Below are 18,814 nucleotides of genomic sequence, written 5' to 3'. Positions count from 1 at the left end.
TGGGGGAGTCCGGACGGGGTGGGGCCCTGCCCGTAGGTGATGTGAAGTTGCTGTGCTACGGCGGTTGGGGGAAGCCTCGCATCAAGGGCGCGTACATGTCAGGACCCCAAGGTGATGTTGACCGAAAGTCGACTGTTGGGTGAACGTTGCAGGAATGTAAACGGACTTGACCTCGGCAATGGACCAACCAGGTCCACGCATGTACATGGCAAAAAGCGGGCGCCGCCCCGGGGAGTCGAACCACCGGGGCGGCGCCCTGTCCGCGGGTGCCGGGTGCGGCCTGCGGCCTACGGGAAGGTGAGCTTCCAGCTGTTGATGTAGCCGGTGTCCTGGGCCGCCTGGTCCTGGACCTTCAGCTTCCACGTACCGTTGGCGACCTCGGAGGACGCGTTCACCGTGTAGGTCGCGTTCACGTTGTCCGCCGAGTCGGAGGAGCTGAAGTTCTTCAGGCGGTACGTCGACCCGTCCGGGGCCACCAGGTCGATCACCAGGTCACCGCGCCAGGTGTGCACGATGTCGACCGAGACCTGAAGGTTCGAAGGGGCGTTGCCGGTCCGTCCGGAGACCGTGATCGACGACGTGACGGCCGCTCCGTTGTCCGGAATCGATACGTCGGCGGTGTTCTCGAAGGACGTGCCGCCACCGCCGCCGCCACCCGAGCGCGAGCCGACCGCGACGGCCGCCCAGGCGTCCTGCACCGCCTTGTACTCGGCGCTCGTCGTACCGTACAGGTCGCCCGCCGCCGCCAGGGTGCCGGTGCGGGCCGCCGCGTAGTTGGTGGTCGAGGTGAACTTCGTGGTGAGCGCGCGGAACCAGATCTTCTCCGCCTTGTCGCGGCCGATGCCGGTGACCGGAAGCCCGTCGGAGGTGGGCGAGTTGTAGCTGACGCCGTTGATGACCTTGGCGCCGCTGCCCTCGCTCAGCAGGTAGAAGAAGTGGTTCGCGGGGCCCGAGGAGTAGTGCACGTCGACCCCGCCGATGCCGGAGTACCAGCTGTCCTTGGACGCGCCGTCCTTGCTGGGCTTGTCCATGTAGCGCAGCGGGGTGCCGTTGCCGTTGATGTTGATCTTCTCGCCGATGAGGTAGTCGCCGACGTCGGAGGAGTTCGCCGCGTAGAACTCGACCGCGGTGCCGAAGATGTCGGAGGTGGCCTCGTTCAGGCCGCCGGACTCGCCCGAGTAGTTCAGGCCCGCGGTGTTGGAGGTGACGCCGTGGCTCATCTCGTGGCCGGCCACGTCGATGGCGGTGAGCGGGTGGGTGTTGCCCGAGCCGTCGCCGTAGGTCATGCAGAAGCAGCTGTCGTCCCAGAAAGCGTTGACGTAGTTGTTGCCGTAGTGGACCCGGGAGTACGCGCCCACCCCGTCCCCGCGGATGCCGGAACGCCCGTGCACGTTCTTGTAGTAGTCCCAGGTCACCGCCGCCCCGTAGTGCGCGTCGGCGCCGGCGGTCTCCAGGTTGGAGGCGCTGCCGTTGCCCCAGGTGTCGTCGGGGCCCGAGAAGAGGGTGCCGGTGCCGGAGGTGCCGTGGTTGAGGTTGTACGTCTTGTGGTTGCCGCGGGCGGTGTCCGTCAGGTTGTACGTCGACCCCGACTGCGCGCTGCCGAGCGTGACCGTGCCGCTGTACATCGTGTTGCCGGTGCCGGTCTCGATGCCCTGGTACTGGAAGAGCTTCTTGCCGGTGGCCGCGTCGGTGACGACGTGCAGCTGGTTGGGGGTGCCGTCCTCCTGGAGGCCGCCGACGACCGTCTCGTAGGCGAGGACCGGCGTGCCGCTCGCGGCCCATACGACCTTGCGCGGTGCCCGGTCGGCAGTGGCCCGCGCGGCGCCCGCGTCCTTCGCGAGGGACAGCGCCTGCCGCTCGGCCTGCGCGGCGGGTACGGCGGCGGTGAGCGAGGCGACCTCGACGGCGGCCCGGGTGGCCTTGGTGACGGCCGCGGTGGCACCGGACGCGGTGGTGTCGACGACCAGGTCGCCGCCGAGCACCGGAAGGCCGTCGTAGGTCCGCTCGTAGCGGGTGTGGAGCGTGCCGTCGGCGTCCTTGAGGACGTCCCGGACGACGAGCTTCTCCTTGGCGCCCAGACCCAGCCGCCTGGCGGTGTCCGCCTTGGCGGCGTCGGCCTCACGGATCAGCGCGGCGCGCTGGGCGGGCGAGAGGCGAACCGTTTCAGCACCCGGCCGGACCGCGTCGGACACCGACGGCGCCCGGTCGGGGGCGGCGGCCGCGGCGCCGGACTGCACGGCGGCGGCGATCAGCGCCGAGACACCGACGAGGGCGACGGCGGCGGTTTTGCGGTACGAGGTGTGGGAGGTGCGTCTGCGAGAGGAACTGCTGCTCAACACGGACTCCTTCTGCACGGCCGCGGATCGCGCGGCCAGGGGAGACCGGACGGCTGGTCGGCCGTCCGGGCAGAACAAGGCGGTGCGTGGAACAAGGCGGTACGCAGAACTGGGCGGTACGCGGAACCAGGTGCCTGAGACCTGGGGCCCGGAGACAGCCGCGAACCTGTGGGGTTGCTGTGCGCGGGCTGTGTGCAGCGTCGCAGGAGATTGACTGTCTGTCAGGAGCGTGTCAGGAAGTTGGCCGGAAAAGGTCCGTTGTCCGGGAGTTCGTGTTCGATATACGGACCGTTGGTTGGGCAGCCGGGACCTCAGGCCGGAACGGCACCGTCCGCCGGGTCGCCGTGCCAGGTCCGCCACAGCGCCGCGTACGCCCCGCCCGCCGCCACCAGCTCCTCGTGCGTGCCGACTTCGGTGAGGCGGCCGTCCTCCATCACGGCCACCCGGTCGGCGTCGTGCGCGGTGTGCAGCCGGTGCGCGATGGCGATGACCGTACGGCCGCGCAGCACCGCGGCCAGGGCCCGCTCGGTGTGCCGGGCGGTCGCCGGGTCCAGCAGCGCGGTGGCCTCGTCGAGGATGAGCGTGTGCGGATCGGCCAGCACCACCCGCGCCAGGGCGAGTTGCTGCGCCTGGGAGCCGTCGGTGGCCAGGCCGCCCTCGCCGAGCTCGGTGTCCAGACCGCCGGGCAGCGCGCGCACCCAGGCCTCGGCGCCGACCGTCGCCAGCGCGGCCCACAACTGCGCGTCCCCGGCGGACGGTTCGGCGATCCGCAGATTGTCGCGGACCGTGCCGAGGAAGACGTGGTGCTCCTGGGTGACGAGCACGACTTGGCGCCGCAGCCGCTCCGGCCCGAGCTCCGCGACCGGCACCCCGCCCACCGTCACCGCACCGGCGCTGGGCGCGTCGACGCCCGCCAGCAGCCGGCTCAGCGTGGTCTTGCCGGCACCGGACGGGCCGACCACCGCCAGCCGCTCCCCGGGCCGCACGGTCAGATCGACGCCGCGCAGCACCTCGCCACCGCGGTCGTAGGCGTACCGCACCCCGGTCACGTCGATGCGGTCGCCCGAGGGCAGCGCGTACCGCTCGGCGGTGTCCGGGCGCGCGGCCCGCGCCAGCCCCTCCACCCGCGCGAACGACGCCCCGCTGCTCTGGAGCTGCTCCACCCGCATGAGGACCTCGTCCAGCGGCGTGCCGAGCTGCTTCAGATACAGCGCGCCCGCCACCACCGCGCCCAGACTCGTCCCCCCGTGTCCGTGCAGCACCCCGCCGACCAGCAGCACCCCGGCCACCGGCAGTACGTACGACGTCTCCACCGCCGGGAAGAACACCGTCCGCAGGAACAGCGTGTACAGCCGTCTGCGCCGGGAGACCTCCAGCGCCTCGCGGCTCGCCGCGATCCGCCGCTCACCGAGGTGGAACGCCTCGACGGTACGCGCCCCGGAGGCGGTCGCCCCGAGGATCTCGGCGACCTGCGAACCTGCCGCGCCCTCGGCCAGATAGCCCTCCCGCGCCCGGCGCAGATACCAGCGCAGCGCCACCCCGATCGGGGCCAGGCAGCCCAGTCCGACCACGCCGAGCAGCGGGTCGAGCGCGAAGACCGCGCCCAGCAGGAACAGCGCCTGCACGGAGCTGATCAGCAGCTCGGGCCCGGCGTCGCGCAGGGTGGTGCCGACGGTCGTCACGTCCGCCGTGCCGCGCGCCGTCAGATCGCCGGTGCCGGCCCGCTCCACCACGGACGCGGGCAGCGCCAGCGCCCGGTCGACGAACTCCTCGCGCACCCGCGCCAGCGTCCGCTCCCCGAACCGGTGTCCCGCGTACCGGGCCCAGCGCGCCAGCAGCAGCTGCCCGAGCGCGCACAGCACGATGCCGGCCGCGAGCCGGTCCACCGCCGCGACCCCGCCCCCGGCCCGCACCGTGTCGATGATCCGTCCCAGCAGCCAGGGCCCGGCCAGCCCGGCCGCGGCGGCCGCCGCGTTCAGCGCCAGCACGGCCCCGAACCCGCGCCCGTCGGCCCGCACCAGCCGTACCGCGGCCCGCCGGACCTCGGCGGGTCCGGCGACGGGAAGCTGCCCTCGGCTCATGCCACGACCCCCTCGGCACCGGCACCGGCGTCCGCGCCCGTCCCGGTGCCCGCGTTCGTCTCGGTGCCCGCGTTCGTCTCGGTGTCAGCGTTCGTCTCGGTGCCCGCGTTCGTCCCGGTGTCAGCGTTCGCCTCGGCGCCCCGTGCGACCAGGGCCCGGTAGTCCGGCTCGCGGGCCAGCAGCTGCCGGTGCGTGCCCGTCGCGGCGACCTTGCCGTCCACCACGAAGTGCACGGTGTCGGCGTGGTCGAGGACGAGCGGGGAGGTGCTGGTCAGCACGGTCGTACGGCCGCTGCGGGCCGGCCGCAGCCGGGCCGCCACCGCCGCCTCGGTGTGCGCGTCGAGCGCCGACGTCGGCTCCACCGCCAGCAGCACCTCCGGGTCGGCCAGCAGCGCCCGCACCAGCCGGACCCGCTGCCGCTGCCCGCCGGACAGATTGCGGGCCCGCGCGTCGATCGCCGAGTCGAGCCCGTCCGGCAGACCCTGCACGATGTCCTCGGCCACCGCCGAGTGCACCGCCCGCCGGATGTTCCGCTCGGCCGGCTCCCGGTGGCCGCCGACCAGTTCCCGCAGCGTGCCCGCGAACAGCTCGGCCTCGTGGTCGGCGACCAGGATCCGCGCCCGGACCTGCGGCAGCGGGATCTCGTCCAGGCGCGTGTCGCCCCAGGTCGCCGCCGACGGCGCGTACCGGCCGAGCCGGTCGAGGACGGCCGCCGTGTCGGCGGGCCGCGCCCCGGCCAGCGCGGTCAGCCGTCCCGGTGCCACCCGCACCCCGGACTCCGGGTCGTACAGCACCGCCGGTTCGGCCGGGGCGGCGCACGCACCGCCGTCCGGCTCGGGCTCCAGCCGCAGCAGCCCCACCACCCGCCGGGCGGCCACCACGCCCCGGGCGAGCTGGTGGCCGCACTCGATCAGGAACGCCACCGGAACCACCAGGACCGCGACATAGCCGTACACCGCCACCAGCTCGCCCACGGTGATCTCGCCCTGGGCGGCCGACCGGGCCGCGAGCCAGGTCACCAGGCCGAGGAACAGCGTCGGCAGCCCGACCCCGAGCGCCTGCATCCAGCTCGTCACCGCACCGACCCGGTAGCCCTGCTCGCGCAGCCGCCGTGAGTCCCGGCGGAAGGCGTCCGCGAACAGCTCCTTGCCGCCCAGGCCGTTGAGGACCCGCAGACCGCCCGCCAGATCGCCGATGCGCGCGGTCAGCACGCCCTGCCGCTCCCGGTACTCCGACTCCGCGCCCTGCAACCGCCCCAGCAGCGGTCCCACCAGTACGACGATCACCGGCACCCCGAGCAGCACCACCACGGCCAGCCGTGCCGAGACCGACAGCAGCAGCCCGGCGACCACGGCGTAGGCGACGAGCGCGCCGACCCCGGGTCCGACCACCGTGAGGGAGGTGCTGATCGTCTGCACGTCGCCCACGCCGATCGTGACCACCTCGCCGGCCCCGGTCCGGCGGGCCAGCGAGGCCCCCAGCCGCACCGTGTGCCCGACGACCACCTTGACCGTGCGGAAGTTGGCGTCCATCCGCACCCGGGTCATCGTGCGGTGCCGCATGATGCCCAGCCAGGCGTTGAACGCCCCGACCGCGAACAGCGCGGCCGTCCAGCCAGCGAGTGCGACCCGGTCGCCCGGCTGGAGACCGTCGTCGATCGCCCGGGACATCAGATACGGCGTCGCCGCCCCGAGCACCATCCAGACACTGGCGATCACCGCCCCGGCGACGGACCGCCAGGGCTGCCGGGTCACCAGCCACCACAGATAGCGCCGGCCGCCGCGGGCATCGGGCGTGCCGGGGTCCTCGTACGCGTCGATCACTTCCGGGTCCCCCGCTCAGACCAGGCTGTCCCGCCAGGCCCGGTGCAGGTCGGAGAACCTGCCGGTGCCCGCGGTCAGTTCGGCCGGGCTGCCGTCCTCCACGATCCGTCCGTGCTCCATGACCAGCACCCGGTCGGCGATCTCGACGGTCGACAGCCGGTGCGCGATCACCACCGCGGTACGGCCGCGCAGCACCGTCGTCATCGCCTGCTGCACCGCCCGCTCCCCGGGGATGTCCAGCGAGCTGGTCGCCTCGTCGAGGATCAGCACCGCCGGGTCGGCGAGCAACGCCCGCGCGAAGGCCACGAGTTGCCGCTGACCGGCGGAGATCCGCCCGCCCCGCTTGCGGACGTCCGTGTCGTAGCCGTCCGGCAGGGCGCTGATGAACTCGTGCGCGCCGATCGCCTTCGCCGCCCGCTCGATCTCCTCCCGGCTCGCGTCCGGACGGCCGATCGCGATGTTCTCGGCGACCGTGCCGGAGAACAGGAACGCCTCCTGGGTCACCATGACCACTCCGCGCCGCAGTTCGGGCAGCGCGAGGTCGCGCAGGTCGACGCCGTCCAGCGTGACGCGGCCCGCGGTGGGGTCGTAGAACCGGGCCAGCAGCTTGGCCAGCGTGGACTTGCCGGCGCCGGTGGAGCCGACGACCGCGACCGTCTGTCCGGCCGGCAGGGTCAGGTCGAAGCGGGGCAGGATCTCGCCGCCGGTGCGGTAGGCGAACCGGACGCCGTCGAAGACGACCGTGCGGCCCGGGTGGGCGCCCTCGCGCGCGGGCAGCTCCCGGGGCTTCGCGGCCTCGGGCACGGACGGCGTCTGCGCCAGCAGACCCGCGATCTTCTCCAGCGAGGCGGCCGCCGACTGGTAGGAGTTGAGGAACATGCCGAGGCGGTCGATCGGGTCGTACAGCCGCCGCAGGTAGAGCACCGCCGCCGCCAGCACGCCCAGCGCCAGCGAGTCGTCCGCCACCCGCCAGGCCCCCCACAGCACGGTCAGGGCCAGGGCGGTGCTGGACACCAGCCGGGAGCCGACGACATAGCGGGCCATCTCCAGCAGCGCGTCGCCGTTGGTGCGCTCGTGCCGCCGGTTGAGGACGGCGAACTCGGCGTCGTTGGCGGCCTCGCGGCGGAAGGAGCGCACCGGCCGGATGCCGTTCATCGTCTCCACGAACTTCACGATCACCCCCGCGATCGCCGTGGACCGCTCCCGGTACACCTCGCCCGCGCGCCGCTGGTACAGCCGTACGAGCAGGTACAGCGGCACCGCCGAGGCCACCGCGACCGCGCCGATCCCGAGGTCCAGCCAGAGCAGCATCGCCGCGATGTACACGAACGACAGCAGGACCGTCACCAGCTCCTGCAAGCCCTCGCTGAGCAGCTCGCGCAGCGACTCGACGTCCGTCGTGGAGCGGGAGATCAGCCGGCCCGAGGTGTAGCGCTCGTGGAAGTCCACGCTGAGCGCCTGGGCGTGACGGAAGATCCGGCCGCGCAGATCGAGCAGGACGTCCTGATTCACCCGGGCGGAGACCACGGTGAACGCGTACTGCATCCCGCCCGAGGCCACCGCGCACAGCAGATAGGCGACGGCCACCGCGATCAGCGGCCCGTGGTCGCCGCCGCGCAGTGCCGGTACGGCCCGGTCGATGGCGTAGGCCACCAGCAGCGGACCCGTCTGCACCGCCGCCTGCTGGAGCAGCAGCAGGGCCGTGGTCAGCGCCACCCGCCCCTTCATCGGGGCCAGCAGGGAGCGCAGCAGCGCGGCCGTGGCACCGGGCGGGGTGGGCAGTACGTCGCGGTCGAAGGGGTCGGCGGCCTGCTCGTCGGGGTCCGGCCGGTCCTCTCCCTCGGTGACGGCGGCGGACGTCGTGGCGGCGGTCATCGGTCGCCCTCCTCGTGGCCGGACGGCTCTTCGGGATCGTCCCCGGACATCAGCCGGGCGTACTCCGTGCTGGTGCGCAGCAGTTCCTGGTGGGTGCCGACGGCCTGGATGCGTCCGTCGGCGAGCAGGGCGACCCGGTCGGCGAGCAGGACCGTGGACGGCCGGTGGGCGACGATCAGGGCCGTGGTGTCCACGAGCACCCGGCGCAGGGCGGCCTCGACGGCGGCCTCCGTGTGCACGTCCAGGGCCGACAGCGGGTCGTCGAGCACCAGGAACCGCGGCCGGCCGACCACCGCGCGCGCCAGCGCGAGGCGCTGCCGCTGGCCGCCGGACAGGCTCAGGCCCTGTTCGCCGACCTGGGTCAGCGTCCCCTGCGGCAGCGCGTGCACGAAGCCGGCCGCCTGGGCGACGGCCAGGGCCCGCTCCAGCTCCGGCGCGCCGGCGTCGCCGTCGGCGCCCATCAGGACGTTGTCCCCGACGCTCGCCGAGAAGAGCGTGGGCTCCTCGAAGGCGACCGCGACCTTCGCGCGCAGTTCCTCGCGGGGCATCGCGGTGATGTCCTCGCCGTCCAGGGTGATCCGCCCGGACGTCACCTCGTGCAGCCGGGGGACGAGCGCGGTGAGCGTGGTCTTGCCGCTTCCGGTGGCCCCGACCAGGGCCATCGACTCGCCGGGGCGGACGTGCAGTTCGATGTGGTCGAGCAGTGGCGGGGAGTCCGGCGGGGCGTCCGGATAGCGGAACCGGACACCGTGGAAGCGCAGCCCGCCGTCCCCGGCAGGTACGGGCTTGTGCGGTCCGCCGTTCCCGGCAGGTGAGCCGCTCGCGGCGGGCGAGGCGTCCCCGGCAGGTGCGGGCGGGGCGTCCGGGTCGGCCGACTCCGGCGGTGCGTCCATCACCTCGAAGTACCGCTCCGTCGCCGTCGACGCCTCCTGGCTCATCGCCAGCAGGAAACCGATGGACTCCACCGGCCAGCGCAGCGCCAGCGCCGTCGACAGGAAGGCCACCAGCGTGCCCGCGGACAGCGTGCCGTCCGCCACCTGCACCGCCCCGACCACCAGCGCCGCCCCGATGGCCAGCTCCGGCAGCGTCACGATCACCGCCCAGATCGCCGCCAGCAGCCGCGCCTTGCGCAGTTCCGTGCCCCGCAGCGTCCGCGCCAGCTCACGGAACGCCCGCGCCTGACTGCGGTGGCGCCCGAATCCCTTGACGATGCGGATGCCCAGCACGCTCTCCTCGACGACCGTGGTCAGATCGCCGACCTGGTCCTGCGCGAGCCGCGCCGCGTGCGCGTACCGCTTCTCGAAGACCACGCACATGACCATCAGGGGCACCGTCGGGCCCAGGATCACCAGGCCCAGCGTCCAGTCCTGGAGCAGCATGATGATCACACCGATGATGATGGTCACCGCGTTGACCAGCAGGAACGTCAGCGGGAAGGCGAGGAACATCCGGAGCAGCATCAGGTCGGTGGTCGCCCGTGACAGCAACTGTCCGGAGGCCCACCGGTCGTGGAAGGCCACCGGCAGCCGCTGGAGGTGCCCGTACAGCCGCGCCCGCATCGACGCCTCGACATGCGACAGCGGCCGCGCGACCAGCCAGCGCCGCAGTCCGAACAGCAGCGCCTCGGCGACCCCCAGCAGCAGCAGGTACAGCGCGCCCCGCCACACGCCCGCGGAGTCCCGGTCGGCGATCGGCCCGTCGACCATCCACTTCAGCACAAGCGGTATCACCAGCCCCACGCAGGAGGCGACGACCGCGACGAAGGCGGCGGTGAACAGGCGCACCCGCACCGGGCGCACATACGGCCACAGTCGCAGCAGAGTGCGCACGGCGGAGCGGTTCTCGGCGGTGGCAGGTGTAGTGGACATCAGGAGCGAGCCTACGGATCGCCACTGACATCGCCCACCGAGTTTTGGCCGGACCCGGCTCGGTCGCAGGTCCTACGACCTGCGTGTTCGAGAGGTCGTACACCGGCGTCATCCGATCGGCCGATGCGCGTACGAGCGAGACGGCCGATGTGCCCGCGCCGCTCCCCGCGGCACGCTCGACCCATGTCCGTCATCGAAGTCACCGACCTGCGCAAGGTCTACGGGGGCCGTGCCGTCGTGGACGGCGTCTCCTTCGCCGTGGAGGAGGGCGAGATCTTCGGCGTCCTCGGCCCGAACGGCGCCGGCAAGACCACCACCGTCGAGTGCGTCGAGGGCCTGCGCGTCCCCGACGCCGGCCGGGTCCGGGTCACCGGCCTCGACCCGGTCGCCGACCACGAACGGGTCGCCCGCGTCCTGGGCGCCCAGCTCCAGGAGAGCGAGCTCCAGGCGAAACTGACCGTCCGCGAGGCCCTGGAGCTCTACGCCGCCTTCTATCCCGACCCGCTGGACTGGCGCCCGCTCGCCGAGCGCCTGGGGCTGGCCGACCGGCTCACCACCCGGTTCGGGAAACTCTCCGGCGGCCAGAAGCAGCGCCTGCTCATCGCGCTCGCCCTGATCGGCAACCCGCGGATCGTCGTCCTGGACGAACTGACCACCGGCCTGGACCCCAGGGCCCGCCGGGACACCTGGCAGCTCATCGAGGACGTACGGGCGGGCGGGGTCACCGTCCTGCTCGTCACCCATTTCATGGAGGAGGCCCAGCGGCTCTGCGACCGGATCGCGGTGATCGACAAGGGCCGGGTGGCCGCCCTGGACACCCCGGCCGGACTGATCCGGCGCTCCGCGGGCGCCACCGTCATCAGCTTCACCCCGTCCGCCCCGCTGGACGACCGGGAACTGGACGCGCTCCCCGCGCTCGCGTCCGTCGAGCACAAGGACGGCCGCCTCACGCTGTCCGGCACCGACGAGACGGTCAACGCCGTCATCACCCTGCTCGCCCGCCACCGGGTCACCGCCCACCAGCTGCGCGTCACCGACGCCACGCTCGACGACGCGTTCCTCGATCTCACCGAGGAGAAGGAGAAGGCGATATGAACACCGCGGTCCTGCGCGCCGAGTTCCGGCTGTTCCGCCGCGAACCCGGGGCCGTCTTCTGGGTCTTCCTGTTCCCGGCCCTGCTCCTGGCGATCCTCGGCTCGATCCCGTCCTTCCGGGACGCCGACGACTCCCTGGGCGGGCTGCGGCCGGTCGACGCCTATGTGCCCATCGCCGTACTGATCGCCCTGATCATGTCCGGGGTGCAGACCCTGCCGCAGGCGCTGACCGGCTACCGGGAGCGCGGCATCCTGCGCCGGATGCGGCTCACCCCCGTGCGGCCCACCGCCCTGCTGGCCGCGCAGATGACCGTGCAGGGCACGGTGGCGCTGGGCTCGGCGCTGCTCGCGCTCGCCGTCGGCCGGCTCGCCTTCGGTGTACGGCTGCCCGGACAGCCCGCCGGATACCTGCTGGCGCTGCTGCTCGCGGCCGCCGCGGCCCTCGCGCTCGGCGCGGTCGTCTCGGCGCTGTCGCGCACCACGAAGATCGCGGGCGCGATCGGCTCGGCGGTGTTCTTCCCGATGATGTTCTGCGCGGGCGTGTGGATCCCGGTGCGGGCGATGCCGCACACACTGGCCCAGGTGGTCCGGCTGACCCCGTTCGGCGCGGCGGCCCGCGCCCTGGACCAGGCCGCCGCGGGCCACTGGCCCGGCTGGGACCACCTCGGTGTGCTCACGGCCTGGGCGGTGCTGCTGACGGCGGGCGCGGCGCGCTGGTTCCGTTGGGAGTGAGCCGGCCGTGCCCGACACTGATGGCATGACCCAGGCCGAACATCCCGAGCGCAGGGCCTTCTTCGACCTCTGGGGGCCCTACGCCCTGCTCGCGGTGGGCGTGCTGACGGCGGCCGGCTCGGCCCGGGCGGTCGGGATGACACCGGCCGCGATGTGGGCGGCCGGCCTGCTGGTGGCCGCGTCCTTGCTGCTCCAGCTGGGCTGGGGGCGGGCGGCCCGGAGGTGGTCGGGGCCCAACCGGGCGAGCTCGGCGCTGTACTTCGTCCGCTGGGCGCTCGGGTTCGTGCTGACCTGGCTCAACCCCTTCTTCGCCTTCTACGCCGTCACCGGCTACTACAGCGCCGCCCGCCAGCTGACCCGGCGGCTGACGCTGCCGGGACTGTTCCTGACCGCCGTCACCATGGCGGGCAGCGAGATCGGCGGCATGCCGCCGCGCGGTCTGCTGTGGTGGTTCGGCTTCCTCGTGGTGTTCGGCGCCAACCTCGCACTGGTCGCCCTCTTCAACCGGTTCAACGTGCAGGAGCAGGCGCACGCCCGCACCCAGGCCGAGACCATCGCCGAACTCGGCCGCACCAACGCCGCGTTGCAGCAGGCCCTCGACGAAAACGCCGCGCTGCACGCCCAACTCCTCGTCCAGGCACGGGAGGCCGGGGTCGCCGACGAGCGCCGACGGCTGGCCGCCGAGATCCACGACACCATCGCCCAGGGCCTGACCGGCATCATCGCCCAGCTCCAGGTCGTGGCGAGCGCCCCCGACCTGGACGTGGCCCGCACCCACCTGGGCCGGGCCGCCGACCTGGCCCGGCACAGCCTCGGCGAGGCACGACGCAGCGTGCACAACCTCGCCCCGGTCGCGCTGGCCGACGACGGGCTGCCGGAGGCGCTGAAGAAGACGGTCGCAGAATGGGGCGAACGCACCGGACTGCGCGCCGAGTTCACCGTCACCGGCACCGCGGAGCAACTGCACGACGAGGTCTCCGCCACCCTGCTGCGCATCGCCCAGGAGGCCCTGTCCAACGCGGCCCGGCACGCGGCCGCCACCCGCGTCGGCGTCACCCTGAGCTTCATGGGCGACGAGGTCACCCTCGACGTCCGCGACGACGGCAGCGGCTTCGACCCCGAGAACCTGCCGCGGCGCACCCGCACCGGCGGGTTCGGCCTCGACGGGATGCGCGCCCGCGCCGAACGCATCGCCGGCTCCCTGGCCGTGGAGTCCGAACCGGGCCACGGCACCGCGCTGTCGGCTCGCGTACCGTTGGTGCGCCATGACCGATGACACCGCCATCTCGCTGCTGATCGTCGACGACCATCCCGTCGTACGCGACGGCCTGCGCGGCATGTTCGACTCCGCGCCCGGCTTCACCGTCGTCGGCGAGGCGGTGAACGGGGTGCAGGCCGTCGAACTGGCCGCCGCCCTCGACCCGGACGTGATCCTGATGGACCTGCGGATGCCGGGCGGCGGGGGAGTGGACGCCATCGCCGAGCTGACCCGCCGCCGGGCCCGCGCCAGGGTCCTGGTGCTGACCACCTACGACACCGACTCCGACACCCTGCCCGCGATCGAGGCGGGCGCGACCGGGTACCTGCTGAAGGACGCGCCCCGCGACGAACTGTTCACCGCCGTCCGGGCCGCCGCCGAGGGCCGTACGGTCCTGTCCCCGACCGTCGCCTCCCGTCTGGTCAGCGCCGTGCGCGCGCCCGGCGGCGAGCCGCTGTCCGCCCGCGAGCGGGAGGTCCTGGCCCTGGTCGCCCGGGGCACGCCGAACCGAGAGATAGCCCGGGAGCTGTTCATCAGCGAGGCGACCGTGAAGACCCACCTCACCCACCTGTACGCCAAGCTCGGCGTCAAGGACCGGGCGGCCGCGGTGGCGACGGCGTACCGGCGCGGGATCCTCGGCTGACCCGGGCCGGCCCCGCCCCGCTCAGCCGACCTTCAGCAGGAGCACGGACCGGGCCGGCACCGTGATCGCCGCCCCCGCCCGGTGCGTCACCCCGGGCGCCTGTGCCTGCTCCTCCCGCGAGGTGTCCACGACCACCTCGTAGCGCTCCGCCCACGGCGGCCCCGGCAGCACGAAGCTCACCGGCCGGTCCCCGGCGTGCAGCACGGCCAGGAAGCTGTCGTCGACGATCGGCGCGCCCCGCTCGTCGCGGCCCGGGATGTCCCGCCCGGAGAGGTACATGCCGAGCGTGGCGGCGGGCGCGTACCAGTCCCGTTCCGTCATCTCCGCGCCCCGCGCGGTGAACCAGGCCAGGTCCCGCAGCCCGTCCGCCGAGTGCGCCCGCCCCGAGAAGAACGCCCGCCGGCGCAGCACCGGATGGCGGTGGCGCAGCGCGATCAGCCGCGAGGTCAGCTCGAACAGGGCGCGCCAGCCCGGGTCCTCCAGCAGACTCCAGTCCAGCCAGCCGATCTCGTTGTCCTGGCAGTAGGCGTTGTTGTTGCCGCGCTGGGTGCGCCCGAGCTCGTCGCCCGCGACCAGCATCGGCACCCCCGTGGACAGCAGCAGCGTGGTCAGCAGGTTGCGCAGCTGGCGCCGCCGCAGCGCCCGTACCCGTTCGTCCTCGCTCTCGCCCTCCGCGCCGCCGTTCCACGACCGGTTGTCGTCCGTGCCGTCCCGGTTGCCCTCGCCGTTGGCCTCGTTGTGCTTGCGCTCGTACGACACCAGGTCGCGCAGGGTGAAACCGTCGTGCGCGGTGACGAAGTTGACCGAGGCGTACGGCCGCCGCCCGCCCCAGGCGTACAGGTCGCTCGAGCCCGACAGCCGGTAGCCCATCTCGCGGACGTCCGGCAGCGCGTGCCGCCAGAAGTCCCGTACGGCGTTTCGGTAGCGGTCGTTCCACTCGGTCCACAGCGGTGGGAACGCGCCGACCTGGTAGCCGCCGGAGCCGACGTCCCACGGCTCGGCGATGAGCTTCACCCGGCGCAGCACCGGGTCCTGGGCGATGACGGCCAGGAACGGGGAGAGCATGTCCACGTCGTGCATGGAGCGGGCCAGCGCGGCCGCGAGGTCGAAACGGAAACCGTCGACGCCCATCTCCGTCACCCAGTAGCGCAGCGAGTCGGTGATCAGCCGCAGCACCTGCGGCTGGACCACGTGCAGGGTGTTGCCGCAGCCGGTGTAGTCGGCGTAGCGGCGGGCGTCCGGCTGGAGCCGGTAGTAGCCGCGGTTGTCGATGCCCTTGAGGGAGAGCGTCGGGCCCAGCTCGCCGGCCTCCGCGGTGTGGTTGTAGACCACGTCGAGGATGACCTCGATGCCGGCCGCGTGCAGCGCCCGGACCATGTCCTTGAACTCGCCGACCTGCTGACCGGTCGTACCGGAGGCGGCGTACCCGGCGTGCGGGGCGAAGTAGCCGATCGAGTTGTAGCCCCAGTAGTTGCGCAGCCCCCGCCGCAGCAGATGGTCCTCGTGCGCGAACTGGTGTACCGGCAGCAGCTCCACGGCCGTCACGCCCAGCTGCACCAGATGCTCGACCGCCGCCGGGTGCGCGAGGCCCGCGTAGGTGCCGCGCAGCTCCGGCGGGATGCCGGGGTGCAGCTTGGTGAAGCCCCTGACATGCAGCTCGTAGATCACCGAGTCGGCCCAGGGCGTCTTCGGGCGGCGGTCGTCCGTCCACTCGTCGTCCGGCGCGTCGTCGTGCACGACCACGCCCTTCGGGACGTACGGCGCCGAGTCCCGGTCGTCGCGCACGGTGTCGGCGACCTGCTGCTGCGGCCAGTCGCGGACATGCCCGTACACCTCGGGCGGCAGCCGGAAGTCGCCGTCCACCGCGCGCGCGTACGGGTCGAGGAGCAGCTTCGCCGGGTTCCAGCGGGCGCCGGTCCACGGGTCCCAGCGGCCGTGCACCCGGAAGCCGTACCGCTGACCCGGCATCACCCCCGGGACGAAACCGTGCCAGATCTCGTGCGTCAGTTCGGTCAGCCGGGCGCGGGTCTCCCTGCTGTCCGGGCCGCGCCCGTCGAACAGGCACAGCTCGACCGCCTCGGCCCCGCCCGCCCACAGCGCGAAGTTGGTGCCCGCCACCCCGTCCGGGCCGACCCGGAAGCGGGCCCCCAGCGGCGTCGGCGCACCCGGCCACACCGGCACCCCGGGCGTCCTGCGCCGTGCCCCGTTCGCGGCGGCGGCCGGACGCCCGTCCCCGGTGGCGCGCTCTTCCGCCACCGCCTCCTGCTCGGCTGCGCTGGACACGGTTCGGCCTCCCGCGGCTCATGGCACGACGTGGAACAACGGGTGACGGGCCCGCGGCGTCCCGGCCGCGGTCACCTGTCGCGTCGTCCTCCCCACTGTTCTGCCCAGCTCATGGCTCGCACTCACGTTTCCCGGGGGCGGGCCGGTCGTTGGCATCCATGTGAGGCACGTACACGGGCGCGCACGGCGCGCGGGGGCCGCGCTGGCCGCCGTACTGACATGGGCAGGGCTGCTTGCGGGCGCCGCCGGCTGCGACACGGACCCGACGGGGGTGATCGGCGCCGGCGGGGCGCACGGCAGGGCGCCGGACCCCGAGGAGGTCATCCGGATCTCGCCGGACGACGGCACCAAGGAGGTCCGTCCCGGCCGGGCGCTGGGGGTCCAGGTGACGGACGGGCGGCTGGAGTCGGTGCGGGTCGTCAAGTCGCAGGACGCGCAGGAGACCCCGGTGCCCGGACGCGTCTCTTCGGACCGGCGGCGCTGGGAGCCCACGGAGAAGCTGGCGCTCGCGGCGAAGTACACGGTCGACGTGGTCGCCGTCGACGGCGACGGCCGCCGCTCGGCGCGGCACACCACCTTCACCACCTACGTCCCCGCCGAGCGGTTCATCGGGTACGTGACCCCGGAGAACCGTTCCACGGTCGGCACCGGAATGATCGTTTCACTGGCCTTCAGCCGGAAGATCGACAACCGGGCCGCCGTCGAGCGCGCCGTCCGCGTCACCGCGCAGCCGGCGGTCGAGATCCGCCCGCACTGGTTCGGCAAGGACCGCCTGGACTTCCGCCCCGAGGCGTACTGGAAGCCCGGCACCCGGGTCACCGTCAGCCTGCGTCTGCGGGACGTCGAGGGAGCACGCGGGGTCTACGGACTCCAGTACCGGACGGTCTCCTTCACCGTCGGCCGCAGCCAGGTCTCGCTGGTCGACGCGGCGAAGCACACCATGCAGGTGCGGCGCGACGGCGCACTGGTGGCCACCGTGCCCATCACCGCGGGCGCCCCCAAGACCACCACCTACAACGGGAAGATGGTGGTGATGGACATGCTGGAGGTCACCCGGATGAACAGCCGCACGGTCGGCTTCGGCGGCGAGTACGACATCCCCGACGTGCCGCACGCCATGCAGCTGACCGAGTCGGGCACCTTCCTGCACGGCAACTACTGGGCGCCCGCAGCCCCGGGGCACGCCAACGTCAGCCACGGCTGCGTGGGTCTGCGGGACGTGAAGGGCGGCGCTTCGGACACCCCCGCGGGCTGGTTCTTCGACCGCAGCCTGGTCGGTGACGTCATCGAGGTCGTCCACAGCGACGACAAGAAGGTCGCCCCCGACAACGGGCTCGGCGGCTGGAACATGGGGTGGAAGCAGTGGAAGGCGGGGAGCGCGGTCAAGTGAGCGGGCGGGGCGCGGGACCTGACGAAGGGGGAGGGACCTCAGTTGGGACTGAACGGTGACAATCGGCGGGCGTCGACCGCACTGATCATGTGGTTAATATGCGCCAGAGTGCGCATGGGATGCGCTGGGGTGGCCGGGCCGGGGTCCGGCGAGGGGAGAAGAGTTGAACGTGCGACCGATATCGGGGGCGTCGGTTGACGCACGCGTGGGCGGAACGCGGAAGCGGGGCCGTGGCGGCCTGATGGCGGCCGCCCTGGGCGTGCTGCTGGTCTCCGTCACCGCCTGCGGCGGCGGGGCGGACGCCGGATCCGGCGGCGACGGCAAGGACAAGGGCAAGCAGTCGTCCGCGACCCAGAGCGCGCAGTCGGAGGCGGTCGTCACCATCTCCCCCAAGACCGGGGCCAAGGAGGTCGACACCAGCGGCGTCCTCAAGGTCGGCGCCACCAAGGGCAAGCTGACCGAGGTCACCGTCAAGGACGCCAAGGGCACGAAGGTCGACGGCACGATCTCGGCGGACGGCGCGGGCTGGACGCCCACCACGCACCTGGCGGCGTCCACCAAGTACGAGGTGCACGCGGTCGCCAAGGACGCCGCGGGCCGCACGGCCGCGGAGGACTCCTCCTTCACCACGCTCAGCCCGAAGAACACCTTCATCGGCACCTTCACCCCCGAGGACGGCTCCACCGTCGGTGTCGGCATGCCGTTCTCGGTCCGCTTCACGCGCGGCATCACCAAGCCGGACGACGTGAAGAAGGCCATCGAGATCACGACCGAGCCCGCCGTGGACGTCGAGGGCCACTGGTTCGGCAACGACCGCCTGGACTTCCGCCCCGAGGACTACTGGAAGTCCGGCACCAAGGTCACCGTCAAGCTGAACCTCGACGGGGTCGAGGGCCGCAAGGGCGTCTACGGCAAGCAGTCCAAGACCGTCTCCTTCACCATCGGCCGCAACCAGGTGTCCGTCGTGGACGCCAAGAAGCACACGATGAAGGTCATGCAGGACGGCAAGACCGTCCGGACCATCCCGGTCACCACCGGCAAGGCCGGCTACGCGACCTGGAACGGCAGCATGGTCATCAGCGAGAAGTTCAAGGTCACCCGGATGAACGGCGACACCGTCGGCTACGACGGCGAGTACGACATCAAGGACGTCCCGCACGCCATGCGCCTGACCGACTCCGGCACCTTCGTGCACGGCAACTACTGGGGCGGCGACGCGTTCGGCAACTACAACGCCAGCCACGGCTGTGTCGGCCTGCGCGACGTGCGCGGCGGTTACGACAGCGGGGTGCCGGCCGCCTGGTTCTTCAACCACTCGATGGTCGGTGACGTGGTGGAGGTCAAGCACTCCACCGACCCGGTGGTAGACCCGGCCAACGGCCTCAACGGCTGGAACATGTCCTGGGAGAAGTGGAAGGCCTGAGCGCCGAC

The 18,814-nt window shown here is 72.8% G+C and carries 12 protein-coding genes; 6 read left to right on the top strand and 6 right to left on the bottom strand.

The genetic code is table 11. The annotated features are described in order from the left end of the window. Window positions 1-287: 287 nt before the first annotated feature. The 5 genes from ACZ7OY_RS38370 to ACZ7OY_RS38350 form a co-directional block, all read right to left on the bottom strand. The gene (locus ACZ7OY_RS38370) at window positions 288-2,336 is read right to left on the bottom strand and encodes a M4 family metallopeptidase (protein WP_472250204.1); all 2,049 of its coding nucleotides are present in this window, start codon (window positions 2,334-2,336) and stop codon (window positions 288-290) included. Between the two features lie 311 nt (window positions 2,337-2,647). Then, window positions 2,648-4,417, bottom strand: a complete 1,770-nt coding sequence (locus ACZ7OY_RS38365; protein WP_472250203.1) for an ABC transporter ATP-binding protein — start codon at window positions 4,415-4,417, stop codon at window positions 2,648-2,650. Further along, the gene (locus tag ACZ7OY_RS38360) at window positions 4,414-6,240 is read right to left on the bottom strand and encodes an ABC transporter ATP-binding protein (protein ID WP_472250202.1); all 1,827 of its coding nucleotides are present in this window, start codon (window positions 6,238-6,240) and stop codon (window positions 4,414-4,416) included. The genes ACZ7OY_RS38365 and ACZ7OY_RS38360 overlap by 4 nt, the downstream gene beginning before the upstream one ends. 15 nt (window positions 6,241-6,255) lie before the next feature. Next, a complete protein-coding gene (locus ACZ7OY_RS38355) occupies window positions 6,256-8,115 on the bottom strand; it encodes an ABC transporter ATP-binding protein (RefSeq protein ID WP_472250201.1) in 1,860 nt (619 codons plus the stop codon). Then, window positions 8,112-9,983, bottom strand: coding sequence for an ABC transporter ATP-binding protein (locus ACZ7OY_RS38350; protein ID WP_472250200.1), 1,872 nt, complete (start codon window positions 9,981-9,983; stop codon window positions 8,112-8,114). Before ACZ7OY_RS38350 ends, ACZ7OY_RS38355 begins: the two co-directional genes overlap by 4 nt. Before the next feature lie 183 nt (window positions 9,984-10,166). Between ACZ7OY_RS38350 and ACZ7OY_RS38345 the strand changes: the two genes are divergently transcribed. From ACZ7OY_RS38345 to ACZ7OY_RS38330, 4 genes are read left to right on the top strand one after another with little or no spacing between them, the layout of a single operon-like run. Next, window positions 10,167-11,078: an ABC transporter ATP-binding protein gene (locus tag ACZ7OY_RS38345; protein WP_472250199.1), complete on the top strand. Its 912-nt coding sequence runs from the start codon at window positions 10,167-10,169 to the stop codon at window positions 11,076-11,078. Continuing rightward, window positions 11,075-11,809, top strand: a complete 735-nt coding sequence (locus tag ACZ7OY_RS38340) for an ABC transporter permease (protein WP_472250198.1) — start codon at window positions 11,075-11,077, stop codon at window positions 11,807-11,809. The genes ACZ7OY_RS38345 and ACZ7OY_RS38340 overlap by 4 nt, the downstream gene beginning before the upstream one ends. 25 nt (window positions 11,810-11,834) lie before the next feature. Further along, window positions 11,835-13,085, top strand: coding sequence for a sensor histidine kinase (locus ACZ7OY_RS38335; protein ID WP_472250197.1), 1,251 nt, complete (start codon window positions 11,835-11,837; stop codon window positions 13,083-13,085). Further along, the gene (locus ACZ7OY_RS38330) at window positions 13,075-13,710 is read left to right on the top strand and encodes a response regulator (protein WP_472250196.1); all 636 of its coding nucleotides are present in this window, start codon (window positions 13,075-13,077) and stop codon (window positions 13,708-13,710) included. Before ACZ7OY_RS38335 ends, ACZ7OY_RS38330 begins: the two co-directional genes overlap by 11 nt. 21 nt (window positions 13,711-13,731) lie before the next feature. On the opposite strand, the gene glgX is transcribed toward ACZ7OY_RS38330, so the two are convergent. Next, a complete protein-coding gene (gene glgX / locus ACZ7OY_RS38325) occupies window positions 13,732-15,993 on the bottom strand; it encodes a glycogen debranching protein GlgX (RefSeq protein ID WP_472250195.1) in 2,262 nt (753 codons plus the stop codon). Between the two features lie 160 nt (window positions 15,994-16,153). On the opposite strand from glgX, the gene ACZ7OY_RS38320 reads away from it, so the two are divergent. Both ACZ7OY_RS38320 and ACZ7OY_RS38315 read left to right on the top strand, forming a co-directional pair. Further along, window positions 16,154-17,383 (top strand): L,D-transpeptidase, encoded by a 1,230-nt coding sequence (locus tag ACZ7OY_RS38320; protein WP_472250194.1) that lies wholly within the window; start codon window positions 16,154-16,156, stop codon window positions 17,381-17,383. 163 nt (window positions 17,384-17,546) lie between these two features. Further along, window positions 17,547-18,806 (top strand): L,D-transpeptidase, encoded by a 1,260-nt coding sequence (locus tag ACZ7OY_RS38315; RefSeq protein ID WP_472250193.1) that lies wholly within the window; start codon window positions 17,547-17,549, stop codon window positions 18,804-18,806. The last annotated feature ends 8 nt before the right edge of the window (window positions 18,807-18,814 follow it).

It is taken from the genome of Streptomyces sp. NPDC107559 (assembly GCF_055657365.1).
Note: the sequence above shows the minus strand (reverse complement) of the source record. Positions and strands in the feature narration are given on the sequence as shown.

What these genes read in the sequence shown, in the direction of transcription:
- ACZ7OY_RS38365 (WP_472250203.1), bottom strand. Translation starts at nt 4,417, where the DNA reads ATGAGCCGAGGGCAGCTTCCCGTCGCCGGACCCGCCGAGGTCCGGCGG.
- ACZ7OY_RS38350 (WP_472250200.1), bottom strand. Translation starts at nt 9,983, where the DNA reads ATGTCCACTACACCTGCCACCGCCGAGAACCGCTCCGCCGTGCGCACT.
- ACZ7OY_RS38345 (WP_472250199.1), top strand. Translation starts at nt 10,167, where the DNA reads ATGTCCGTCATCGAAGTCACCGACCTGCGCAAGGTCTACGGGGGCCGT.
- ACZ7OY_RS38335 (WP_472250197.1), top strand. Translation starts at nt 11,835, where the DNA reads ATGACCCAGGCCGAACATCCCGAGCGCAGGGCCTTCTTCGACCTCTGG.
- ACZ7OY_RS38340 (WP_472250198.1), top strand. Translation starts at nt 11,075, where the DNA reads ATGAACACCGCGGTCCTGCGCGCCGAGTTCCGGCTGTTCCGCCGCGAA.
- ACZ7OY_RS38355 (WP_472250201.1), bottom strand. Translation starts at nt 8,115, where the DNA reads ATGACCGCCGCCACGACGTCCGCCGCCGTCACCGAGGGAGAGGACCGG.
- ACZ7OY_RS38330 (WP_472250196.1), top strand. Translation starts at nt 13,075, where the DNA reads ATGACCGATGACACCGCCATCTCGCTGCTGATCGTCGACGACCATCCC.